The organism is Bacillus luti (assembly GCF_001884105.1).
In the GTDB taxonomy this organism is placed as follows: domain Bacteria; phylum Bacillota; class Bacilli; order Bacillales; family Bacillaceae_G; genus Bacillus_A; species Bacillus_A luti.
The window spans coordinates 318,194-337,155 of sequence record NZ_MACI01000078.1 but is presented as its reverse complement, the minus strand read 5'-3'; the positions used below and the strand labels follow the sequence as shown (position 1 = coordinate 337,155).

At 34.7% G+C, this 18,962-nt stretch carries 22 protein-coding genes; 7 read left to right on the top strand and 15 right to left on the bottom strand.

The annotated features are described in order from the left end of the window. Positions 1-58 precede the first annotated feature (58 nt). Positions 59-1,135, bottom strand: a complete 1,077-nt coding sequence (cotH, locus tag BAQ48_RS20205) for a spore coat protein CotH (RefSeq protein ID WP_071712565.1) — start codon at positions 1,133-1,135, stop codon at positions 59-61. Positions 1,136-1,316: 181 nt separating this feature from the next. Between cotH and exsB the strand changes: the two genes are divergently transcribed. After that, positions 1,317-1,934, top strand: a complete 618-nt coding sequence (gene exsB / locus BAQ48_RS20200; protein ID WP_071712564.1) for an exosporium protein ExsB — start codon at positions 1,317-1,319, stop codon at positions 1,932-1,934. Between the two features lie 40 nt (positions 1,935-1,974). Here the strand turns inward: exsB and BAQ48_RS20195 are convergent, their stop codons facing one another. The 6 genes from BAQ48_RS20195 to BAQ48_RS20170 form a co-directional block, all read right to left on the bottom strand. Further along, entirely contained in the window at positions 1,975-2,592 is a 618-nt protein-coding gene (locus tag BAQ48_RS20195; protein WP_071712563.1) for a phosphoserine phosphatase 1, read from the bottom strand. A gap of 13 nt (positions 2,593-2,605) precedes the next feature. Further along, entirely contained in the window at positions 2,606-3,151 is a 546-nt protein-coding gene (locus tag BAQ48_RS20190) for a short-chain dehydrogenase (RefSeq protein ID WP_071712562.1), read from the bottom strand. Between the two features lie 15 nt (positions 3,152-3,166). Next, the gene (fosB, locus tag BAQ48_RS20185; RefSeq protein WP_071712561.1) at positions 3,167-3,583 is read right to left on the bottom strand and encodes a FosBx1 family fosfomycin resistance bacillithiol transferase; all 417 of its coding nucleotides are present in this window, start codon (positions 3,581-3,583) and stop codon (positions 3,167-3,169) included. Positions 3,584-3,641: 58 nt separating this feature from the next. Beyond that, positions 3,642-5,303, bottom strand: coding sequence for a peptide ABC transporter substrate-binding protein (locus BAQ48_RS20180; RefSeq protein ID WP_071712560.1), 1,662 nt, complete (start codon positions 5,301-5,303; stop codon positions 3,642-3,644). A gap of 89 nt (positions 5,304-5,392) precedes the next feature. Then, a complete protein-coding gene (locus BAQ48_RS20175) occupies positions 5,393-6,373 on the bottom strand; it encodes a DUF2628 domain-containing protein (RefSeq protein ID WP_071712559.1) in 981 nt (326 codons plus the stop codon). Between the two features lie 25 nt (positions 6,374-6,398). Further along, complete coding sequence (locus tag BAQ48_RS20170) at positions 6,399-6,851, bottom strand: methylated-DNA--[protein]-cysteine S-methyltransferase (RefSeq protein ID WP_071712558.1); 453 nt, start codon at positions 6,849-6,851, stop codon at positions 6,399-6,401. A gap of 133 nt (positions 6,852-6,984) precedes the next feature. Between BAQ48_RS20170 and namA the strand changes: the two genes are divergently transcribed. Continuing rightward, a complete protein-coding gene (gene namA / locus BAQ48_RS20165; protein ID WP_071712557.1) occupies positions 6,985-8,022 on the top strand; it encodes an NADPH dehydrogenase NamA in 1,038 nt (345 codons plus the stop codon). Between the two features lie 29 nt (positions 8,023-8,051). Here the strand turns inward: namA and BAQ48_RS20160 are convergent, their stop codons facing one another. Together BAQ48_RS20160 and BAQ48_RS28015 are read right to left on the bottom strand one after the other, a co-directional pair. Further along, positions 8,052-8,711 (bottom strand): oxidoreductase, encoded by a 660-nt coding sequence (locus BAQ48_RS20160; protein WP_001042755.1) that lies wholly within the window; start codon positions 8,709-8,711, stop codon positions 8,052-8,054. Between the two features lie 116 nt (positions 8,712-8,827). Further along, positions 8,828-8,965 (bottom strand): hypothetical protein, encoded by a 138-nt coding sequence (locus BAQ48_RS28015; RefSeq protein ID WP_084064931.1) that lies wholly within the window; start codon positions 8,963-8,965, stop codon positions 8,828-8,830. Between the two features lie 278 nt (positions 8,966-9,243). On the opposite strand from BAQ48_RS28015, the gene BAQ48_RS20155 reads away from it, so the two are divergent. Next, the gene (locus tag BAQ48_RS20155; RefSeq protein WP_071712556.1) at positions 9,244-10,194 is read left to right on the top strand and encodes a metal ABC transporter substrate-binding protein; all 951 of its coding nucleotides are present in this window, start codon (positions 9,244-9,246) and stop codon (positions 10,192-10,194) included. Positions 10,195-10,329: 135 nt separating this feature from the next. Then, a complete protein-coding gene (locus BAQ48_RS20150; RefSeq protein ID WP_071712555.1) occupies positions 10,330-10,800 on the top strand; it encodes a GNAT family N-acetyltransferase in 471 nt (156 codons plus the stop codon). A 96-nt stretch (positions 10,801-10,896) separates the two neighbouring features. On the opposite strand, the gene BAQ48_RS20145 is transcribed toward BAQ48_RS20150, so the two are convergent. Next, a complete protein-coding gene (locus BAQ48_RS20145) occupies positions 10,897-11,847 on the bottom strand; it encodes a CobW family GTP-binding protein (RefSeq protein ID WP_063222785.1) in 951 nt (316 codons plus the stop codon). Between the two features lie 164 nt (positions 11,848-12,011). On the opposite strand from BAQ48_RS20145, the gene BAQ48_RS20140 reads away from it, so the two are divergent. Continuing rightward, complete coding sequence (locus BAQ48_RS20140) at positions 12,012-12,914, top strand: aldo/keto reductase (RefSeq protein ID WP_071712554.1); 903 nt, start codon at positions 12,012-12,014, stop codon at positions 12,912-12,914. 24 nt (positions 12,915-12,938) lie between these two features. On the opposite strand, the gene BAQ48_RS20135 is transcribed toward BAQ48_RS20140, so the two are convergent. Both BAQ48_RS20135 and BAQ48_RS20130 read right to left on the bottom strand, forming a co-directional pair. Further along, the gene (locus BAQ48_RS20135) at positions 12,939-13,523 is read right to left on the bottom strand and encodes a GNAT family N-acetyltransferase (RefSeq protein WP_071712553.1); all 585 of its coding nucleotides are present in this window, start codon (positions 13,521-13,523) and stop codon (positions 12,939-12,941) included. A 75-nt stretch (positions 13,524-13,598) separates the two neighbouring features. Continuing rightward, the gene (locus BAQ48_RS20130) at positions 13,599-15,071 is read right to left on the bottom strand and encodes a flavin monoamine oxidase family protein (protein WP_071712552.1); all 1,473 of its coding nucleotides are present in this window, start codon (positions 15,069-15,071) and stop codon (positions 13,599-13,601) included. A 177-nt stretch (positions 15,072-15,248) separates the two neighbouring features. Here BAQ48_RS20130 and BAQ48_RS20125 point away from each other — a divergent pair, with 177 nt between their 5' ends. Both BAQ48_RS20125 and BAQ48_RS20120 read left to right on the top strand, forming a co-directional pair. Continuing rightward, positions 15,249-15,440, top strand: coding sequence for a DUF3896 family protein (locus BAQ48_RS20125; RefSeq protein ID WP_071712551.1), 192 nt, complete (start codon positions 15,249-15,251; stop codon positions 15,438-15,440). A 104-nt stretch (positions 15,441-15,544) separates the two neighbouring features. Beyond that, positions 15,545-16,546, top strand: a complete 1,002-nt coding sequence (locus BAQ48_RS20120) for an LLM class flavin-dependent oxidoreductase (protein WP_071712550.1) — start codon at positions 15,545-15,547, stop codon at positions 16,544-16,546. Positions 16,547-16,591: 45 nt separating this feature from the next. On the opposite strand, the gene BAQ48_RS20115 is transcribed toward BAQ48_RS20120, so the two are convergent. The 3 genes from BAQ48_RS20115 to BAQ48_RS20105 form a co-directional block, all read right to left on the bottom strand. Continuing rightward, complete coding sequence (locus BAQ48_RS20115; protein WP_071712549.1) at positions 16,592-17,536, bottom strand: alpha/beta hydrolase; 945 nt, start codon at positions 17,534-17,536, stop codon at positions 16,592-16,594. 257 nt (positions 17,537-17,793) lie between these two features. Further along, on the bottom strand, positions 17,794-18,249 hold the full coding sequence (locus BAQ48_RS20110; RefSeq protein ID WP_071712548.1) for a DUF3939 domain-containing protein: 456 nt from the start codon (positions 18,247-18,249) through the stop codon (positions 17,794-17,796). Between the two features lie 110 nt (positions 18,250-18,359). Beyond that, on the bottom strand, positions 18,360-18,803 hold the full coding sequence (locus BAQ48_RS20105; RefSeq protein ID WP_000105199.1) for a Dps family protein: 444 nt from the start codon (positions 18,801-18,803) through the stop codon (positions 18,360-18,362). Positions 18,804-18,962: the final 159 nt, after the last annotated feature.

The window sequence follows — 18,962 nt, the reverse complement described above, 5'->3', positions numbered from 1 at the left end:
ATTGATACGTCTTTATTATACAAAAAAAGAGATTGATAATGTTTCAATCTCTTCAAAATTAATCCAATTCATGTAGATGTTCTTGTATATACTTTCTTCTTTTGGTTATATATTGAAAAATCATTTCAGCTTCTTGATCAAATGTTTCTATTTTTTCTTTCATATATGGATCTTGTAGTAAATACGGACGAATCAATTCACACAATCCTTCTACTTTCGGCCTCATAAAAGAAATTGTAAATTGCTCTTCTAATATTTCTTCTAAAATACTGCGGTACTGCTTTCTAAATACAGGTATGTCTAACAACCTTGCACTTAACGTGTTATACCCTTGAATACGAATATACTCATGATTAAGCGGTCTTCCTTGTACATCGCGTCCCCAAGTCGCATCATAATCCCACGGTATAACTTCAAATAAATTTGTTTCATCATTATGATATAATGCATAGTTGTGAACGAAACCATCAAAGTTTTGCGTAAAAATGACCCCAGCTAACCACCGTAAATATTTATCTACATGTAGAAACTTCCCAATTTCTTTTTCATAAGCTTCCCTCGTCAATGTATTCGCTTGAAATACAAATTCACTCAGTTGTTCCTCACTGTTTTTATTTGAACACTTAAATTCATAACCCGCAAAAAGCTCTGTCTTAACATCTTTATCTCTCTCACTCATTAAAGAAAAATTCGCATCATCATCTATCGCATAATAAATAGAACCACTCGGTAACCCTCTATTTTTCAAAAAGTTTTCATCAACTGATTCTAACTGTAAATATACGCCTTGCATTTGACCATTAATTTTTACAAATACATGTTGTGACTTTGGTGAAAGTACACCAATATCATGAAAAAAATCTAAAGATAATTTATTTCGTATGAGAGACGGATCCATAAACTCAGAATTTAAGTGAAACTCCTTCGCCCCTTGAAATTTTTTCGGCTTATAAAACATAACATGATAAGATTTTTTCTCGAATTCACGAATATGAGCACCACGGTAGACAATATCAATGTCATACTTCTTTTTTCCATAAGTTAATTTTGCTGGCACTGGACTCTCTGACCAAATGTCTTTTTTCAATTCCACTAAGTACATTGGATGAACAAAAAAATCATATGAAGGCAGCATGTTTTCTCATCCCTTCTCAGTTCTCTTCATTCAATGTATGCACCACGCCTTGTCCATACATCCGCTATCATCCATTTATATAAAATTACACTCTTGTCCTGTTCAGAAAGAAATCGTATCTCATATCATGTTAAGGAAAAAGAATACCTTTTCAATTTAATACACGATAAGGAGGATTTCTATGAAACGTGATATTAGAAAAGCTGTTGAAGAAATCAAAAGTGCAGGGATGGAGGATTTCTTACACCAAGATCCAAGTACTTTTGAGTGCGATGATGATAAATTCTCTCATCATAGATGTACAACAGGGTGTAAATGTACAACAGGACGTAAATGTACAACAGGAAATAAATGTACAACAGGGCGTAAATGTCCAAGAACAAGATGTACTCGCGTAAAACATTGTACTTTCGTTACAAAATGTACTCATGTAAAAAAATGGACATTTGTTACAAAATGTACTCGTGTACGCGTTCAAAAATGGACATTCGTTACTAAGGTTACTCGTAGAAAAGAATGCGTTATAGTTACAAAACGTACTCGCGTGAAAAAATGTACTTTCGTTACAAAATGCGTTCGCTTTGAAAAGAAATGTTTCTGGACAAAACGATGTTTCTGTAAAAAATGTGTATTTTTCCCTCATAGCCATCATGATTCTTGTGATGATTCGTGGGATCATGGTAAAGACTGTCACGATGACGGGCACAAATGGAATGATTGCAAAGATTGCAGACATAAGTCCTCTTCTTGCAAAAACAAGAAATTCGATCACTTCTGGTATAAAAAACGTAATTGCTAGTTTTTTATGTCCACAAAAAAAGGCCGTTTTGCGGCCTTTTTTACTTTTCCTGAAAATGACTTATATCTGCAAATTGTTTTACTTCACCACAATCGTCATCAAACTCAATTACACTAAGACTTGCGCTGTGCATGAATGGATCATCCCATACATTTGCAATTTCAATACCCGCAAAATGTCCTACAAGTAATTTCGCCGCTGCCGCATGGGAAACAATTAATATATTTTCTCCTTTATGCTTTTCTAATAGAAGCTGTATCCCTTTAATAACTCTTTTATAAACAGACCCAAAATTTTCTCCTGATGTTGACTGAAAAAGATGTGGCTTATTCCAAAATAAATGTACTTCTTCTGGATATTGCTTTTCTATATCCGCGATTGTTTGTCCTTCCCATATACCCATATTAATTTCATAAAAGTGCTCATCCGCTATAATGGGTATATTACGTTCACCTTTTATTAACTCCGCAGTATGAAGGGTCCTTTCACTCGGACTACTATAGATCGCATGAATCGATAAATCTTTCATTCGATCCCCTAATTGTTTCGCTTGTAACATACCATTTTCAGTTAAAGCTGAATTTTTCCGTCCTTGCATTCGTTTCGCCACATTCCATTCCGTTTCACCATGCCTTGTTACATATATAGTTGTTTTCATTTCTTATTCCCCCTCACCATTTTGGTCGTAATTCCCACGGTTCTACTCTCCCTACAATCCATTCCGCTCGTTTACTTTCAATCCCTTTTATAACCCCATCCGCTATCTCTTCATTGGTAAGCCATCTTCCATATGTATCTTCTAAAATAAAACCTAATATAATTCTGTGATAACTACATTGTGTACCACCTATTTGTGATGCGGCCATACGCGATGCTTTACTGCCCAAAATATGAAATAAACTATATGTTTCAGACGACAAATCTAGTTCTTTACAGATGTTTGATAGAGCATGCTTTGCACTCGAGTGTACCCATGCGACAACTACTGTTATTGGACCATTTTTCTCAATTGTATCTTTAATAGCCACCTTCACATCGTCATCATCATGATAATCTAGAGAAAGGCATGTAATACTTTTAGGTGCCGAACTCTCTCGCTTAACATTTTCTAGCTTCATTTCATCTCGTCCAATAATAGAAACATGGAATCCTTGATCACAAAGCCACATAGATACTTTCTTTAACATCCCTGTTCCACCAATTACAAGCGCATGCAAATGCTCTCTCCTCCCTTAATAAAACGTCATATGAGATTTCTCATCCTTATAATAATTTAGACGGTCTTGTAACGTCCCTGAATGAAACTCAAACTTATGACCATCAGGATCAACAAAATATATAGACTCACAATCTCTTACATCTCGTTCTCTTCCTTGTAAAATATGAACATTATTTTCTTCTAACCGCTGCAATAGGCTTTCTAAGTCTTCTTTTTCAACAGAGAATGCAATGTGTGTATAAGATTGGCGAATCTCATCTCTCGGAATATGCGCCTCTTCATTAAGTGCTATCCATACGCCACATATGTTGAAATACGCTAGTTTTCTCCCTTTAACTAATAATTCTCCTTCTAGTACTTTTTCGTAAAATATAATAGATTTTTCTAAATTAGATACTGAAAAACATAGATGATTGATTCCCTTTAACAACTGGACTTCCTCCTATACAAATAAAAGATGAGCGAAAATTCACTCACCTTTTATTATACTATTTTTTTGTAATATATGCCCATTTATAACTGAAGTCCCCACCAAACGTATGATTCGCAATACCTTTTACGTAAGGTTTCTCTAAATACGCTGTACTTTGTTGGTACGCAGGAGAAATAGCAGCATCTTGACCAATTAAGATTTTTTCAGCTTCCGCAAGTGCTTTCCAGCGTGCTGCGTCATCTTTTAATAGTTCTCCTTTAGATTTCGCTACTAAATCATCATACTTCGGATTTGAATAATCCATTTCATTAAATGAGCTTCCAGTCACGAACATATCAATATAAGTCATTGGATCTGGATAATCTGGACTCCATGCAGATAATGAGAATTCATATTCAAATTTCTTTTCTAAATCTAATTTCTGCTTATACGGTTGTTGTTTCAAATTCACTTTAATACCAGGTAAGTTTTTCTCAAGTTCTGCTTTAATAAAGTCGCCCACTTTTTTACGACTACCGTTATCATCATTTAGTAACTCTACTGTAATTGTATCTTGACCAAGTTCTTTCTTCGCTTCTTCCCATAATTTTTTTGCCTTCGCTGCATTATCTTTACTATCACGGAAGTTTTTATTTACAGTGCGGAAGTCTTTTCCATCCGGTCCTGTCGTAAATTTCTCAGGTACTAGGAAATATGCTGGTAATGAACCGTCATTTAAAATAACATCAGCAATCCCTTTTTTATCGTATGCTAAATCAATTGCTTCACGAACCTTTTGGTTTTTAAATGTTGCATTTTTTTGATTAAAGCGTAAGAAATACATACGCGGGTCTAATTTCGTTTTAAATTCATCTGGCTTATTCTTTTTATATTTATCAACAAACTCAGAACTTAAAATAACACGGTCTGCTTGATCACTGTCATATAAATTCACTCCAGTGCTCGTTTCCTTCACGATACTTACATTAATTTCTTGTAACTTTACAGCCTCTTTATCCCAATAATTTGGGTTCTTCTTTAACTGATAACTTTGTTCATGTTTCCATTCACTCATTGTAAATGGACCATTATATACTAATTTATCTGCTTCTAATCCGTATTTATCCCCTTGTTCTTTTACATACTTTTCATTTAATGGGAAGAATGTAGGGAAAGACGTAAGTTCAAGGAAATAAGGTGCCGGTTGCTCTAATTCTACTACCAATGTTTTATCATCCTTCGCTTTAACACCTAATTGATCTGACGGTAATTCCCCTTTGTTTACTTTCTGTGCATTTTTCACATCAAATAAAATGAATGCATATTCTGCAGCTATCGCTTTATCTAATGTACGTTGCCAAGCATATACGAAATCTTGCGCTCGGACTGGATCACCATTTGACCACTTTGCATCACGTAATTCAAATGTATATGTCTTCTTATCTTCACTAATCTTCACATCTTTTGCCATACCTGGCGTTGGTTTATTATCTTTATCTAAACGATATAAACCTTCCATTGCATTTACAAATACACGGAAGGATACAGAATCTGTCGATTTAGATGTATCCATTGAAGGAATTTCAGCTGATTCTAGCAGATTTAATACTTGCTTATCTGCCACTCCCTTATTTGGTTCTTTCTTCGTTGTCGAAGCCTTCTCCCCAGTCCCACATCCTGCAACCAAAACACTAGTCGATAACGCAAGTGCAGCAATTGTTGTTGTCTTTTTCTTCATTCTTCCTTCCCCCAATCTATATGTATAAGTTAAAGCCCGTATAATATATATCATTATACAAAAGATTCTGATTATTTTAAATATTTATTTTAATAAAAAAGAAAAAAGCGGTCAGAAATCAATTTCTGCCCGCTTTTTTGTATAACATGTACTTGTAATCCATCCTCAATGTCAAATGGGTTTTGAACCTTAAATATATCGTCCATCATCTTCAAAAACTCTTCTTCATTTTTAGATTCGCCATTAATCGAAAGTGAGTATGGCTCAACTTCACCTAATTTATAATCAACAACAAATTGAATTATCACCTGCTGTTTTGGCATCCCAGGGCTATACCCTTGGAATTCTACTAATTCTAGCCCTTCCGTCCCGCGGTAATATATCCACTCTGGTTTTTGAAAATAATTTTCAAATGATTCACCAATTGAAAAGAACGGATATTCATAAAGCGAGTTTGTACGAACCTTTTGAATAATATCTCGATCAGTTGGAAAAAAGAAATGGCTAAAGAAAATAGTAGCAACTGCTAACATAGTAACGATTGTCGCTCCCATTTTACTTGTGCCGCCACTATCACGAATAAGATATTTTTCAACCGATTCATCTTTAATTCCCCGTGCTTTTATTCTATATATACGCCTTTCTGCAAATTGATAATAGAATCCATTCGCAAAAATCCCCATCCCAAATAGAATAAATATGAGTAATAAAAATGTAAGAGGTACCATATTAACGATTGGCAATGCTACATTAAATCCCATATAATATGAAAATGCATCACATGCTACTAATAACAGTAAAAACAAAGCAGCAGGTACATAATGCTTACGATACCCAAGCCAACCTACACTGAAAATAGCAGCCCAACCATTCCAGCTCCACCTAGCAATCCGCTTATTTTCAAGCTCCCATTTTCTTTTATAATACGGGTACTGTCCCCCTACATATACTTCTAATTCTTTATCTATTAGCAAGTTTCCCTCATCTTGTTCATTATGCAAGTTACGCTGACAACTTGCACAATTTAACTGATCATCCGCGCAAGGTTGCCCACAATTTATACATTCCAAAACAATCCCTCTTCCCATCCATACGTCATTTCAAAATACCTTCGTGTTTTAATAACCACTCTTTCCTCCATAAACCACCCGCATACCCAACAAGTTTCCCGCTCTTCCCTATTACACGATGACACGGAACGATTATTGATATCGGATTACGACTATTTGCTCCTCCTATCGCTCGTACAGCTTTCGTATTTCCAACTTTCTCTGCAATATCTAAATATGAAGCGCTTACGCCATACGGAATAGTATAGAGCGCATCCCATACATTTTTTTGAAATGGTGTTCCCTTAGCAGACAGTGGGACCGTAAACTCTTTTCTTTTCCCTTTAAAATACTCATCCAACTCATTTATACATTGAACTATCATTTCATTTTTATTTTCTTCTTGTCGTTCATCAACAAATATAACAGACATAATTCCTTCTTCATTTGCTGTAACTTCCAACAAACCTAATTCACTATCATAATAAGCCTGATACATATGTCATCCTCCCATTCATTTCATATTAGTCATTGTAACACGAATAGACAAAATTTTTCGTATAGGCGTTTTATTAGAGAAACGAAAAAGGGAATGGTAAAATATAAGAAAATTCAATCAAGGAGGCTATTTGATGCATTCCAAACTTTTTTCACCCTATACAATTAAAGATGTTACAGTAAAAAATCGTATCGTCATGTCACCTATGTGCATGTATTCTTCAGAAAATGAGAATGGCCAAGTAACTAATTTTCATCTCGTTCATTATGGAACCAGGGCTGCCGGTCAAGTCGGTTTAGTGATGATTGAAGCAACAGCTGTATTACCAGAAGGACGAATTTCTAACAAAGACTTAGGCATATGGGATGATAGCCTAATTGAAGGCTTACATAAAACGACAACATTTATACATGATAATGGTGCAAAAGCAGCCATCCAACTCGCTCATGCCGGAAGAAAAGCTGAATTAGAGACGGATGCTTTCGCTCCATCAGCAATTCCGTTTAATGAAGCAATGAAAATACCAGTAGAAATGAGTATACAGCAAATTAAAGACACCGTATTAGCTTTTCGAAAGGCTGCACTGCGTTCAAAACAAGCAGGTTTTGATGTTATTGAACTACACGGCGCTCACGGTTATCTTATTAATGAATTTCTTTCTCCACTTTCCAATAAGCGGACTGATGAATATGGAGGTTCATCTGAAAATCGCTATCGTTTCTTGCGTGAAATCATTGACTCAATAAATGAAGTATGGAGTGGCCCGTTATTTGTACGTATTTCAGCAAATGATTATCATCCTGAAGGGTTAACGGTTCAAGATTACATTCAGTATACACAGTGGATGAAAGAACAAGGGGTAGATTTAATCGATTGTAGTTCTGGCGCTGTTGTACCAGCACGCATAGATGTGTATCCGGGATATCAAGTACAATATGCTAAACATATTAAGGAGCATGCTAACATTGCAACAGGTGCAGTTGGGTTGATTACGACCGGGGCACAGGCGGAGCAAATTTTAAATAATAGCGAGGCAGATTTAATTTTTATCGGACGTGAGTTACTTCGCAATCCATACTTCCCAAGAATAGCAGCAAATGAACTTGGTTTTGAATTACAAGAACCGTATCAATACGAGCGAGCTCCAGGGAAAATCAGTACGAATAAATAAAACCGAGAAGTCATTCTTCTCGGTTTCATTTATTTTATCGATGTAATTTCATTTGAATTATACGTATGAATACCCGATTCTTCTCGCAGTGCGGTTATATACATCCCTTTCGCCACATCTTTAGCTGAAATTGGTTTATACTTTTTGAAAGCCCCTTTAAAGATAAAAGGAATAATACGAGATAACTTTTCAGCCATTCGTTCACCAAAACGAAATTCTTGTCGATTCCCTACTAATAATGATGGCCTAAAAATGTGAATACCACCGATCACTAATTTTTGCAGTTCCTCTTCCATTTTGCCTTTCACTTGTGAATAAAAGAAAAACGATTTAGGATTTGCTCCCATAGAAGACACAACAAGGAAATTTTGAACCCCTTGTTTTTCAGCTAGACAAGCTGCTCGTAACGTATATTCATAATCTACTTTTTTGAAATTCGCCTTTGTTTTTGCTTTTTTTATTGTCGTTCCTAGGCAACTAAAAACATCATCTACAGCAAAAAACTCTTTATATTCCTCTAATACAGAAAAATCTACTTGCTTTTGCTGTAACTTTTCATGCTGCCATTGCATTGTTTCTCTTACAAAAATAGTAACCGAATCGTAGTAATCTGATTCAAGTAATAGACGCGTTATCTCTTGTCCAACTAAGCCACTTGCACCAAGTACTAACGCTGTTCGTTTATTCATATATGTGTATACCTCTTTATTTACTATTCTCTCCTATAGCTAATCGCCACTAACAGGAGTTTCCGTTCTTCCATTTTACCATAAGTAAAGCACTATGCGTACGCATAGTGCTTTACTTACTCATTTTTCTCATCTTGCTCTGGCAATTTCGTTATTGTTGATGCATTCCCTAAATTACTTATTAATCTTCTTAAAAAAATTAAAACTAAAGCTAATGGAAATACTACCGCTAATATTAATAATATAGCTTCCATTATATATCCCAAACACTCATCCCCCTCCACGCCCTCCTTTCAAATATATGAACGCAGCGTTGTCACATATGCATGCATTAGCAAAAATAATACATCTATATTTGACAACTTTATAACAAAATCAAATCGGAATGATTATTATTTATTGCAACTTTATTAAAGATGTATTATACTAAGTTCGCAAACTAAAACGTAATTATTCCGTTTTGTATTAAAATGATATTTTTCTTCTATAATTGGGGAAAATATATCCGTATAAAAGAAAAGAGGAGAACTTCATGCCTAAGAGATTGACTATATTTTCATTCTTACTTATTTTCACTTTAATGTTTACTGGTTGCTCAAATAAAAAAGAAAGTACTGCCAAGAAAGATGGAAAGCTAACTGTTTATACAACCATCTTCCCTCTTGCTGATTTCGCAAAAAAAATTGGTGGCGACTATGTAACTGTTGAAGCAATTTATCCACCTGGTGCAGATTCTCATACATTTGAGCCAAGTCAAAAACAAACAGTACAAGTTGCAAAATCCGATTTATTCGTTTATAACGGTGCTGAATTAGAGCCATTTGCTGAAAAAATGGAAAAAGCATTACAAAAAGAAAATGTTAAAATTGTAAATGCATCAAAAGGTATTGAACTGCGTACTTCTACTGAAGAAGAGCATCATGATCATGGAGACGGCCACAAAGAGGATGAACATCATCACGATAAAGACCCACACATTTGGTTAGACCCTACTCTAGCAATGAAACAGGCAGAAAAAATTAAAAATGCACTTGTAGAATTACAACCTGACCATAAACAAGAGTTCGAAAAAAACTTCGCAGCACTTCAAACAAAATTTACTGATTTAGACGATCAATTTAAAGCTGCTGTAGCAAATGCAAAAACGAAAGAAATTTTAGTTTCTCATGCTGCATATGGGTACTGGGAACAACGTTATGGCCTGAAGCAAATTCCTATCGCTGGAATCTCAGCTTCTGATGAACCATCTCAAAAGCAACTTGCTGATATTACAAAAACAGCAAAAGAACATAACTTAAAATATATTTTATTTGAAACATTCTCTACTCCAAAAGTAGCATCCGTTATTCAAAAAGAAACAGGTACAAAGATTTTACGCTTAAATCACTTAGCTACTATTTCTGAAGACGATGCGAAAAATAATAAAGATTACTTCACTTTAATGGAAGAAAACGTAAATACATTGAAAGAAGCTACTAACTAATCAACTTTTGATAAGAAGCTGAATATGACATTCAGCTTCTTTTTTATGCGCTTCTGCTTGACTTGACCAAAATAACAAGTAAAATTATCCATATTAGCTTTTGAGCTATATTAATTTAGAAGGTGAGTTGGAATTATGACTCTTCACATTTGTGAAGTAACAGCAAAAAATTGGCGTTCAGTAGCTGCTTTAAACGTCGCAAAAGACCAGCAGCAATTTATTGAAAGTAATGCGTTTTCTTTAGCAGAATCATTATATGAAGGAAACGGAACGTCAATAGGTTTATATGATGGAGAAACACTTGTAGGATATGCAATGTACGGATGGTATTGGGAAAAGCGTAAAAGTGTGTGGTTAGACCGCTTTATGATTGACCAACAATATCAAGGAAAAAGATACGCAAAACGTTTCCTTCGCATACTCCTTCAATTCTTACAAGATAAATTTGAATGTAATATAATTTATTTAAGTTTACATCCAGACAACAAACTCGCAATGGGACTATACGAATCATTTGGTTTCCGTTTAAACGGGGATATTGATGATGAAGGCCCAGTTGTAGGTGTTGTAATGGAGTTACTTTTAGATGAACATACAAGCCTGTGAAAACAGGCTTTTTATAACCCTTTGTTTTTTACAATCTAGCATTTCTCTCAAAGCGCTTAGTTAAGTCAAAAAAATAAGCCTGCAATATACGCAGACTTATTTCACACACTCCTCAAAATGTTCTTGGAACCATTCTTTATTAATATCTTTTCCGATAAACACGACTTCACTTACTCGTTCTTCACCCTCTTGCCACTCTCTATCGTATGATGCAGCAAACAATGTATGTACACCTTGGAAAACGATACGTTTATCTACTCCATCGATAGATAAAATTCCTTTATAACGATATAAATACTCCCCTAGCTCTTGAACGACAGCTGACATCCACTCATTTAATTTTTGTAAATCTAACGGGCGCTCTTCACGTAATACAAACGATTTTACACCTTCTAGATGGTTATGTTCTGTATGAGGATAAATTTGTAACGTATCTTTCGTTTTAAACGTTTGAATTTGTAGTAACGATGGAATATCTACATCACAGTTAGTGGCCTCGATTAACTTTGCAGTTGGGTTAATACCTTGCAGTTCCTGCAATAGATTTTCCTTTTCACTTTCATTCACTAAATCTAATTTATTTACTAAAACGACATCAGCAAATGCAATTTGTTCCTTTGCTTCTAGCCCTTTTTCAAAATGTTTATGTATATGATAACTATCTACTACTGTTACAACACCGTTAATTTGATATGCAGATTGAATGACTGGATCTAAAAAGAATGTTTGTATAATCGGCCCTGGATTTGCAAGGCCAGTCGTTTCAATTACTAAACCATCAAAATCCATTTTACCTTCTGCTTTTACGTCCAGTAATTGTTTTAAAGCAACGAGTAAATCCTCACGTACAGTACAGCACAAACAGCCGTTTGTCATTTCCATAATTTCTTCTTCAACATTCATAATCAACTGATTATCAATACCAATTTGTCCGATTTCATTTACGATCACTGCTAATTTCTGGCCGTGATTCTCTGATAAAATACGATTTAATAATGTCGTTTTCCCTGATCCAAGAAAACCAGTTAATATTGTTACTGGAATCATTTCCTACATCTCCTTATAGCTATATGTTTCTACATTATAGCATATAGAGAAAATCGTTTTTGTAGCAAAACATATTTATTGTTTGTACGCCCCTCTAACTATATAATAATATGTAGTAAGAAAGCCTTTTCAAAAAATAACCATTCATCAAGGGGGTACTTATAATGGAACGAGTTCAAATGGCCGAAACGCTAGAATTTTCTCGTATTATTCAAGGATTTTGGCGCTTAGCAGAATGGAATATGACGAAACAAGAATTACTTTCTTTCATTGAAGAATGTATGGATATGGGGATTACCACTTTCGATCATGCTGATATTTACGGCGGATATACGTGTGAAGGATTGTTTGGAGAAGCGTTACAATTAAAGCCTTCCTTACGTGAAAACATGCAAATTATCACAAAGTGTGGAATCGCTCCCCCATCACCAAAATTTCCAGAGCGATATGTTGCTCACTACAACACTATTGCAGAACATATTATTCAAAGTGCAGAAGCATCACTTAAAAATTTACATACGGATTATATTGATGTACTGCTCATTCATCGTCCTGATCCATTTATGGATCCAAATGAAGTGGCGGAAGCATTCTCACGCTTAAAGCAAGAAGGAAAAGTTCGTCATTTTGGTGTATCTAACTTCTTACCATCTCAATTTAATATGCTAAGTTCGTACTTAGATTTCCCGCTTATTACGAATCAAATTGAAGTATCTGCACTGCAGCTTGAGCATTTTGAAAAAGGGACAATTGATTTATGTCAGGAGAAACGAATCAACCCAATGATTTGGTCACCACTTGCAGGTGGTGAAATTTTTACTGGTCAATCAGAACGCGCTGTACGTGTACGTGAAACTGTTCAAAAAGTTGCTACTGAGCTAGGTGTTAATAGCATCGATACTGTTATGTACGCATGGTTACTCGCTCATCCAGCTAATATGATGCCAATCGTTGGCTCTGGTAAATTAGATCGTGTAAAAACAGCCGCTCTTGCTACAAAAGTTAACTTAGATCGTCAACAATGGTTTACAATTTTCGAAAGCTCTAACGGGCATCCTGTACCATAATATAAAAAAAGAAGAGCTGCTTTCTTACAGCTCTTCTTTTTCATATGTATTTCTCGTCATTGCAAATACACACATATCCCTTAATCCATTTCCATCGACCGCAACACTCGCACTTTCTAAAATACCTTCTAACTTAAATCCTAATTTCTCTGGTATGGCTCTACTCTTCTTATTTAGAGAATCACAACGAATTTCTACTCGGTTTGCTTTCAGTTCAGAGAACGCGTAATCCGTTATACCTTTCGCAGCCTCTACCATATAGCCCTTTCCACTAAACCTTGAATCAATCCAATACCCGATTTCAAATTGAGGTATATCCCAATTAATACGATGTAATCCGCTAGAAGCAATAAATTCACCTGTTTCTTTCGAAAATACTAGTAATCTCAAATCTTCACGCTGTAAAAATTGAATATGCGATTTTCTAATACTCTCTTCTATTTCTTCTTCTGTTTGCTCTTTTTGTGCAAACACCATCCAAGGTTTTAATTCTTTCATAGAAGCTTGAATTGCATCATATACAACTTTACCGTCACCTGGTTTCGGCATTCGAATGAATAGTCTTTCAGTATAAAATTCAGAAGAAAAATCGAATAATAACGGATTCACTGTAAACACTCCCTATAATTCTTTTATATATAATAATATCTATCTCAAGGTATACAGTAAAGAATTTTCCGAATTTTACACTTTTAAATCATTCACCTCCACCGCTACACGAACACCAGATTCGATTGCCCCTTGTATCCATCCATGATATAACGTTGTATGATCTCCGGCAAAGTATAATCTCCCCTCTGGTTTTATAATCGCTGGTTGTAACTCAGATTCTTGACCTGCCTGAAATAACGCAAAACCCCCAAGCGCATATGGATCCAACGTCCAACTTTTTGATATTCCAGATAAGAACTCATCATATACTTGACCGCCTAATATCGTAGCTAAGTTTTGTAATGCGTAATAAATACGATCCCCTTTTGATAACCCATCCCATAACAAAGCATCATAAGACCATGTATAGCTCCCTAACATCATAGCGGGTCCTTCATTTCCAATTCCATAACTTGGATAATAGGAGTAACGAATTGGCAAATCTGTTATTATTCTGCCGCCTAATTGCCCTTGTTCTTCCCAAAATCGACTTTTAAATTGAATTCCTATTTTCGTCGCAGGCATATAGTGCAATTCACGAATTGCTTTCCATTTCTCATGAGATATAGAATCAAATGGATCTACTTCTACAAAACGCATTGTCGAAAACGGAATGGTAACGATTACTAAATCTCCTGTAATACTACTATATTCAAAAGTTTCCTCGTTCCGATAGAAAGCTGTCACACCATCATCATGTTGATGTAACTTCATTAATTTTTGATTATATATAAGATTTTCTTCTAATTGTGGTAAAAAAGACTTTGGTAATTTATCATTCCCGCCTACTATTTCACAAAATCCGCTCTCCTCTTGCATAATGTATAAAAAACGTAACGTCTCTACGAATGACCGTTCTAAAAATCCTTCCAAATCTAATAGAACACCAATCATCTCAATTGTTACTGGCGAAAAGTGAGTATTATATTGATAAGGATGATACTTTAAAAATTGTCCTGTAGAGTATCTCCCAAAATCCTTTACTACAACATCCCAATTTTTCTCTGGGTTCTTTTTTATAAAATTTATAATGGGCTGTACCGCTAACAATAATAGTTCCTCAGACGTTTTTCCGACTTCATTCATTTCCACAGGATACCTTAAAATACTTGGATCTTTTTCATATTGTTTTAATGTCGTTTTTCGACCATTTACGTAAATGATATCAGTCTCATTTCTATTAATAAAAGGGCTCACCTGTAGCCCAAACTTTTTTATATATGCCATCGTTAAAGTGTGCGAATACGGAATTCTCATCGCTCCAACATCTAAATATAATCCGGTATCTTCCATTCTAACGGTCTCGATACGGCCACCTACCCGGTTGTTTGCTTCAAAAATCTTCACTTCATGTCCTGCCGCTTTTAATAAAGATGCCGAAACTAATCCAGCCATACCGGCCCCTACTACAATAATACGTTTCGGAATTGTCGTCTTTTTCAAACCTTTATCTATAACTTGTAACGTTGCATCCATCTCAATGTTATACATTATATCTTTCTGCACAATTCCACCCCTTACTTCACAAAATGAACATTAGTGGTTTAGTGCATTTTATTCATAAATTTCCATAAACATAACACTGTAGCAATTGGAATATTCACGAAAGGTACATAAAGGATATATCTCACATTTCTTAACGCTTCGTATAATATAGCAACTGTAACGAAGGAGTGGTTGAAAATGAAACATACTTATGATTATCACGCTACAAAAAAATATTTAGAATTAAAGAAACAAAACCTAAATAAAAAACTTAGCGATAGGAAACTAAGTGGCAAAGAACATGAACATATCAAACGTGAAATTGACAACTATGAATATATTTTGGACCTAGTCGAAATGAATCATTATGAAAGGGGATTTTCTCATTAAAGGCAGATATAGTATTATCCGCGTTTCATTTTGAGCATTTCATTACGCATTTTTCGTAAGTAAATATATAATAGGATGTACATTAAGATTGAGAGGTATATTCTATGATCAAATTAAGTGTGTTAGACCAATCACCTATTTCAGATGGTAGCACAGCAGCCCAAGCTTTTTCACATACTGTTACACTTGCACAAGAAGTTGAAAAACTCGGATATACACGATTTTGGGTATCTGAGCATCACAATTCTGTAAGCCTTGCTGGTTCAAGTCCTGAAATACTTATTTCTCATATTGCAGCGAAAACGAATCGTATGAGAGTTGGTTCGGGTGGTGTTATGTTGCCACACTATAGCCCATATAAAGTCGCTGAGAATTTCCGCGTTTTAGAAGCGCTTTATCCAAACCGTATCGACCTTGGTGTTGGTAGAGCACCTGGTGGTATGCCTATAGCAACTCGCGCACTTCAAGAAGGGAAAATGGTCTCACTTGATCAATATCCAGAGCAAATTGCAGATGTTGCAATGTACTTACATGATCAAGTACCAGAAAACCATCATTATGCAAATTTAAAGGCTACTCCAGTTATTCCAACATCTCCTGAAATGTGGATGCTCGGTTCTAGCGGAGAAAGTGCTAAAATTGCCGCAAATAATGGCGCTTCTTTTGCATTCGCGCAATTTATTAATGGATTCGGAGGTCCTGAAGTTATGAGGGCTTACCAAGAACAATTCCAACCTTCCTATTTAGGAGATAAACCAAAATCAATCGTCGCTATTTTTGTTATTTGCGGAGAAACAAATGAAGAAGCAGAAAGAATTGCTTCTAGTTTAGATTTATCCATCTTATTACTAGAGCAAGGAAAACGAACGACTGGTACACCTTCTATCGAAACTGCTCAAAATTATTCATACAGTGCTTATGATTTATTCCGTATTAAAGAGAATCGCCAACGTATGATCGTGGGTGATCCATCTTCTGTGAAAGAACAAATAGTAAATTTAAGTAAAGCGTACAATACTGACGAATTTATGATTGTCACGATTACTCATCAATTTGAACATAAGTTACAATCTTATCGCTTACTAGCAAATGCTTTTAATTTATAATTTTAAAAAAGAGATGCATCACACATGATGCATCTCCTTCTCTTACTACTTATTGTTTTCACTTCCTAGATATTCAATAGCTTCTTTTAATAACTCATCAAAGTTAGTAGGATAATCATGATTTAATTTAGGTACAACCTTATACTTATGTTCTATATTTTTATCTCTTAATAACTGTACAAATCGCTCTGTTCCTTCCAAACAGTCTTCATCTTGATCGCCACATATTATATATCCTTTTGTGCCCTTATCATGTAATATTCCTAACAGTTCTTCCCATTCTTCAATTTCCGGGAGCCACGGTGCCATAAAAATAAAACCGTTTACTTCTATTTCGCCTTTTAACATGGAATGTAACGCTACTCTTGCCCCAGCAGAAAATCCACCAATAATACGATTTTTAAAAGTATTACTTACCATAACCTTATCATATAGTCCTTTTAACTCTTCTCTTCCTCTTTCTATATCATCCCAAACATATCCATCTGAAAACTGAATTTGCGAAGACTGTGGTAAAGCTAACGTATAATCTTGTGTCAAAACAGATTTCCAATATGGTTCTATTATTCCTATATTTTCTTGATCACCGTGCATTGCAACGAATAGATTTCCCTTTTTCTTGCTGTCTATATATTTCACGTCTGCTCGTTCCGTTCTCTTTGCTAATTCTTCTCTTTCTTTACATAATTGAACCATTGTATGAAATTCTTCAAATTTATGTAGTGGTTTTAAATCATCATCGGAAATTAAATACTCATTTTCATACCAAAACCCATTTTCTATAATGGCCTCTCTCATTAAATGTAATGCTTCTTTTTCTAATCCTGCTGCACTTGCGAGCGCATATTTAAAATTATATATTTGCGCCTCATTCCCTATTACTCCTGTAGCATGTTCCATTATATAATTGTACGCTTCAAAACTTCCTTTATTTGCATAGCAACGTAACGTTTCATTTAATAATTGAATATAAGTCATACTATTTTTCATTACAAATTCCCCCGTAACCTTTTATAATAATTGTTTCCTACTCTTCCTATCATTCTAGGATCACGGTATAAGTAATTAAATTCTATAATTCAACTTAATAATACCTGATTTTCAGAATGATATTTAATGTATGTATACGCATAATACACCACTCCTTCCTATCCACTAGTTATAGTATAAAGTTTAATAGACTGAAAAATCAATATTTTAACAAACAAAAAAAGACAACAATAATAGTATTGTTGTTCTCATCACGTCTACCCACTATTCTTTTTTTTCTTATCTGGCTTACTTGAAACTAAATAATGTTTTTCTGAAATATATAAGTCACTTTTTAATATACGATTTAAATAAGGTCCTAGTTTAACTCCGCATATGAGGCGATCTTCGCTATCTTCAACAATTGGGAACATTTCTTTTTCTGTTACGTATTGATCTACCGCCTTTTGCACGATATCAATTTCTTTAACTAGGTTTAAATTTTCTGCTGTATGTTCAAATACCTCAAGCGTTTCCTTCGTAATAAGAAAAACATTGGTTGGAAATACAGGTAAATACGGCTTTAACAAATCATAGTTTACTGTATAATCATCATTTACTAATACTGTATAAACGATATTAGCATTCGTTTCAAGAAATTTAGCCATCGCTTGTTCTAATTCATCTTTCGTAATTTCCCGCTCTTCTTTTCCAGTTCTAAAAAAACGAAACATTGCATCGCCTCCTTTTTACTATATTATAGCATAAAAGAAAACTGAAAAATCATAAAAGAAAAAACCATTAAAAGAATTTTCCAATGGTTTTTTTCTTTATATATTTATCTTTATTTTAAGAACGCACTTAGCATCCACACATGTTGTTCTAATGTCGTATGAATTGCTAATAGCATATCGGCTGATGTTTCATCACCTGCTTCACCAGCAACTTCCATACCTTCTTTTAATTCTTGAATAAGTGCAGAGTAATCATTCACTAATGTTTGCACCATTTCTTCTGCTGATTCTTTGCTTGTCCCTTCGCTGACACTAGATGTAGCAAGATATTCTTTCATTGTCGCTAACGGTTTACCTTCTAACGCTAAAATACGTTCTGCTAACTCATCAATATATGTTCCGGCTTCATTATAAAACTCTTCAAATTTTTCATGTAATGTAAAGAAGTGTGGTCCTGTCACATACCAGTGATAATTATGTAGTTTCACATATAACACATTCCAGTTTGCTACCTGCTTGTTTAATACTTCAACAACATTTGTTTTCGTACTCATACAATCCACTCCTCTTATCATTTCATAATGTTTATCTTTTAATAACTTAGTTACATTTTACCATACATTTCCTATCCTTTCGAACGATTGGCTCATATGTAACAAAGTTTTAACACCTTTAATACTTCCCTAATATCTTTTAATTCATGTATGTTTTCT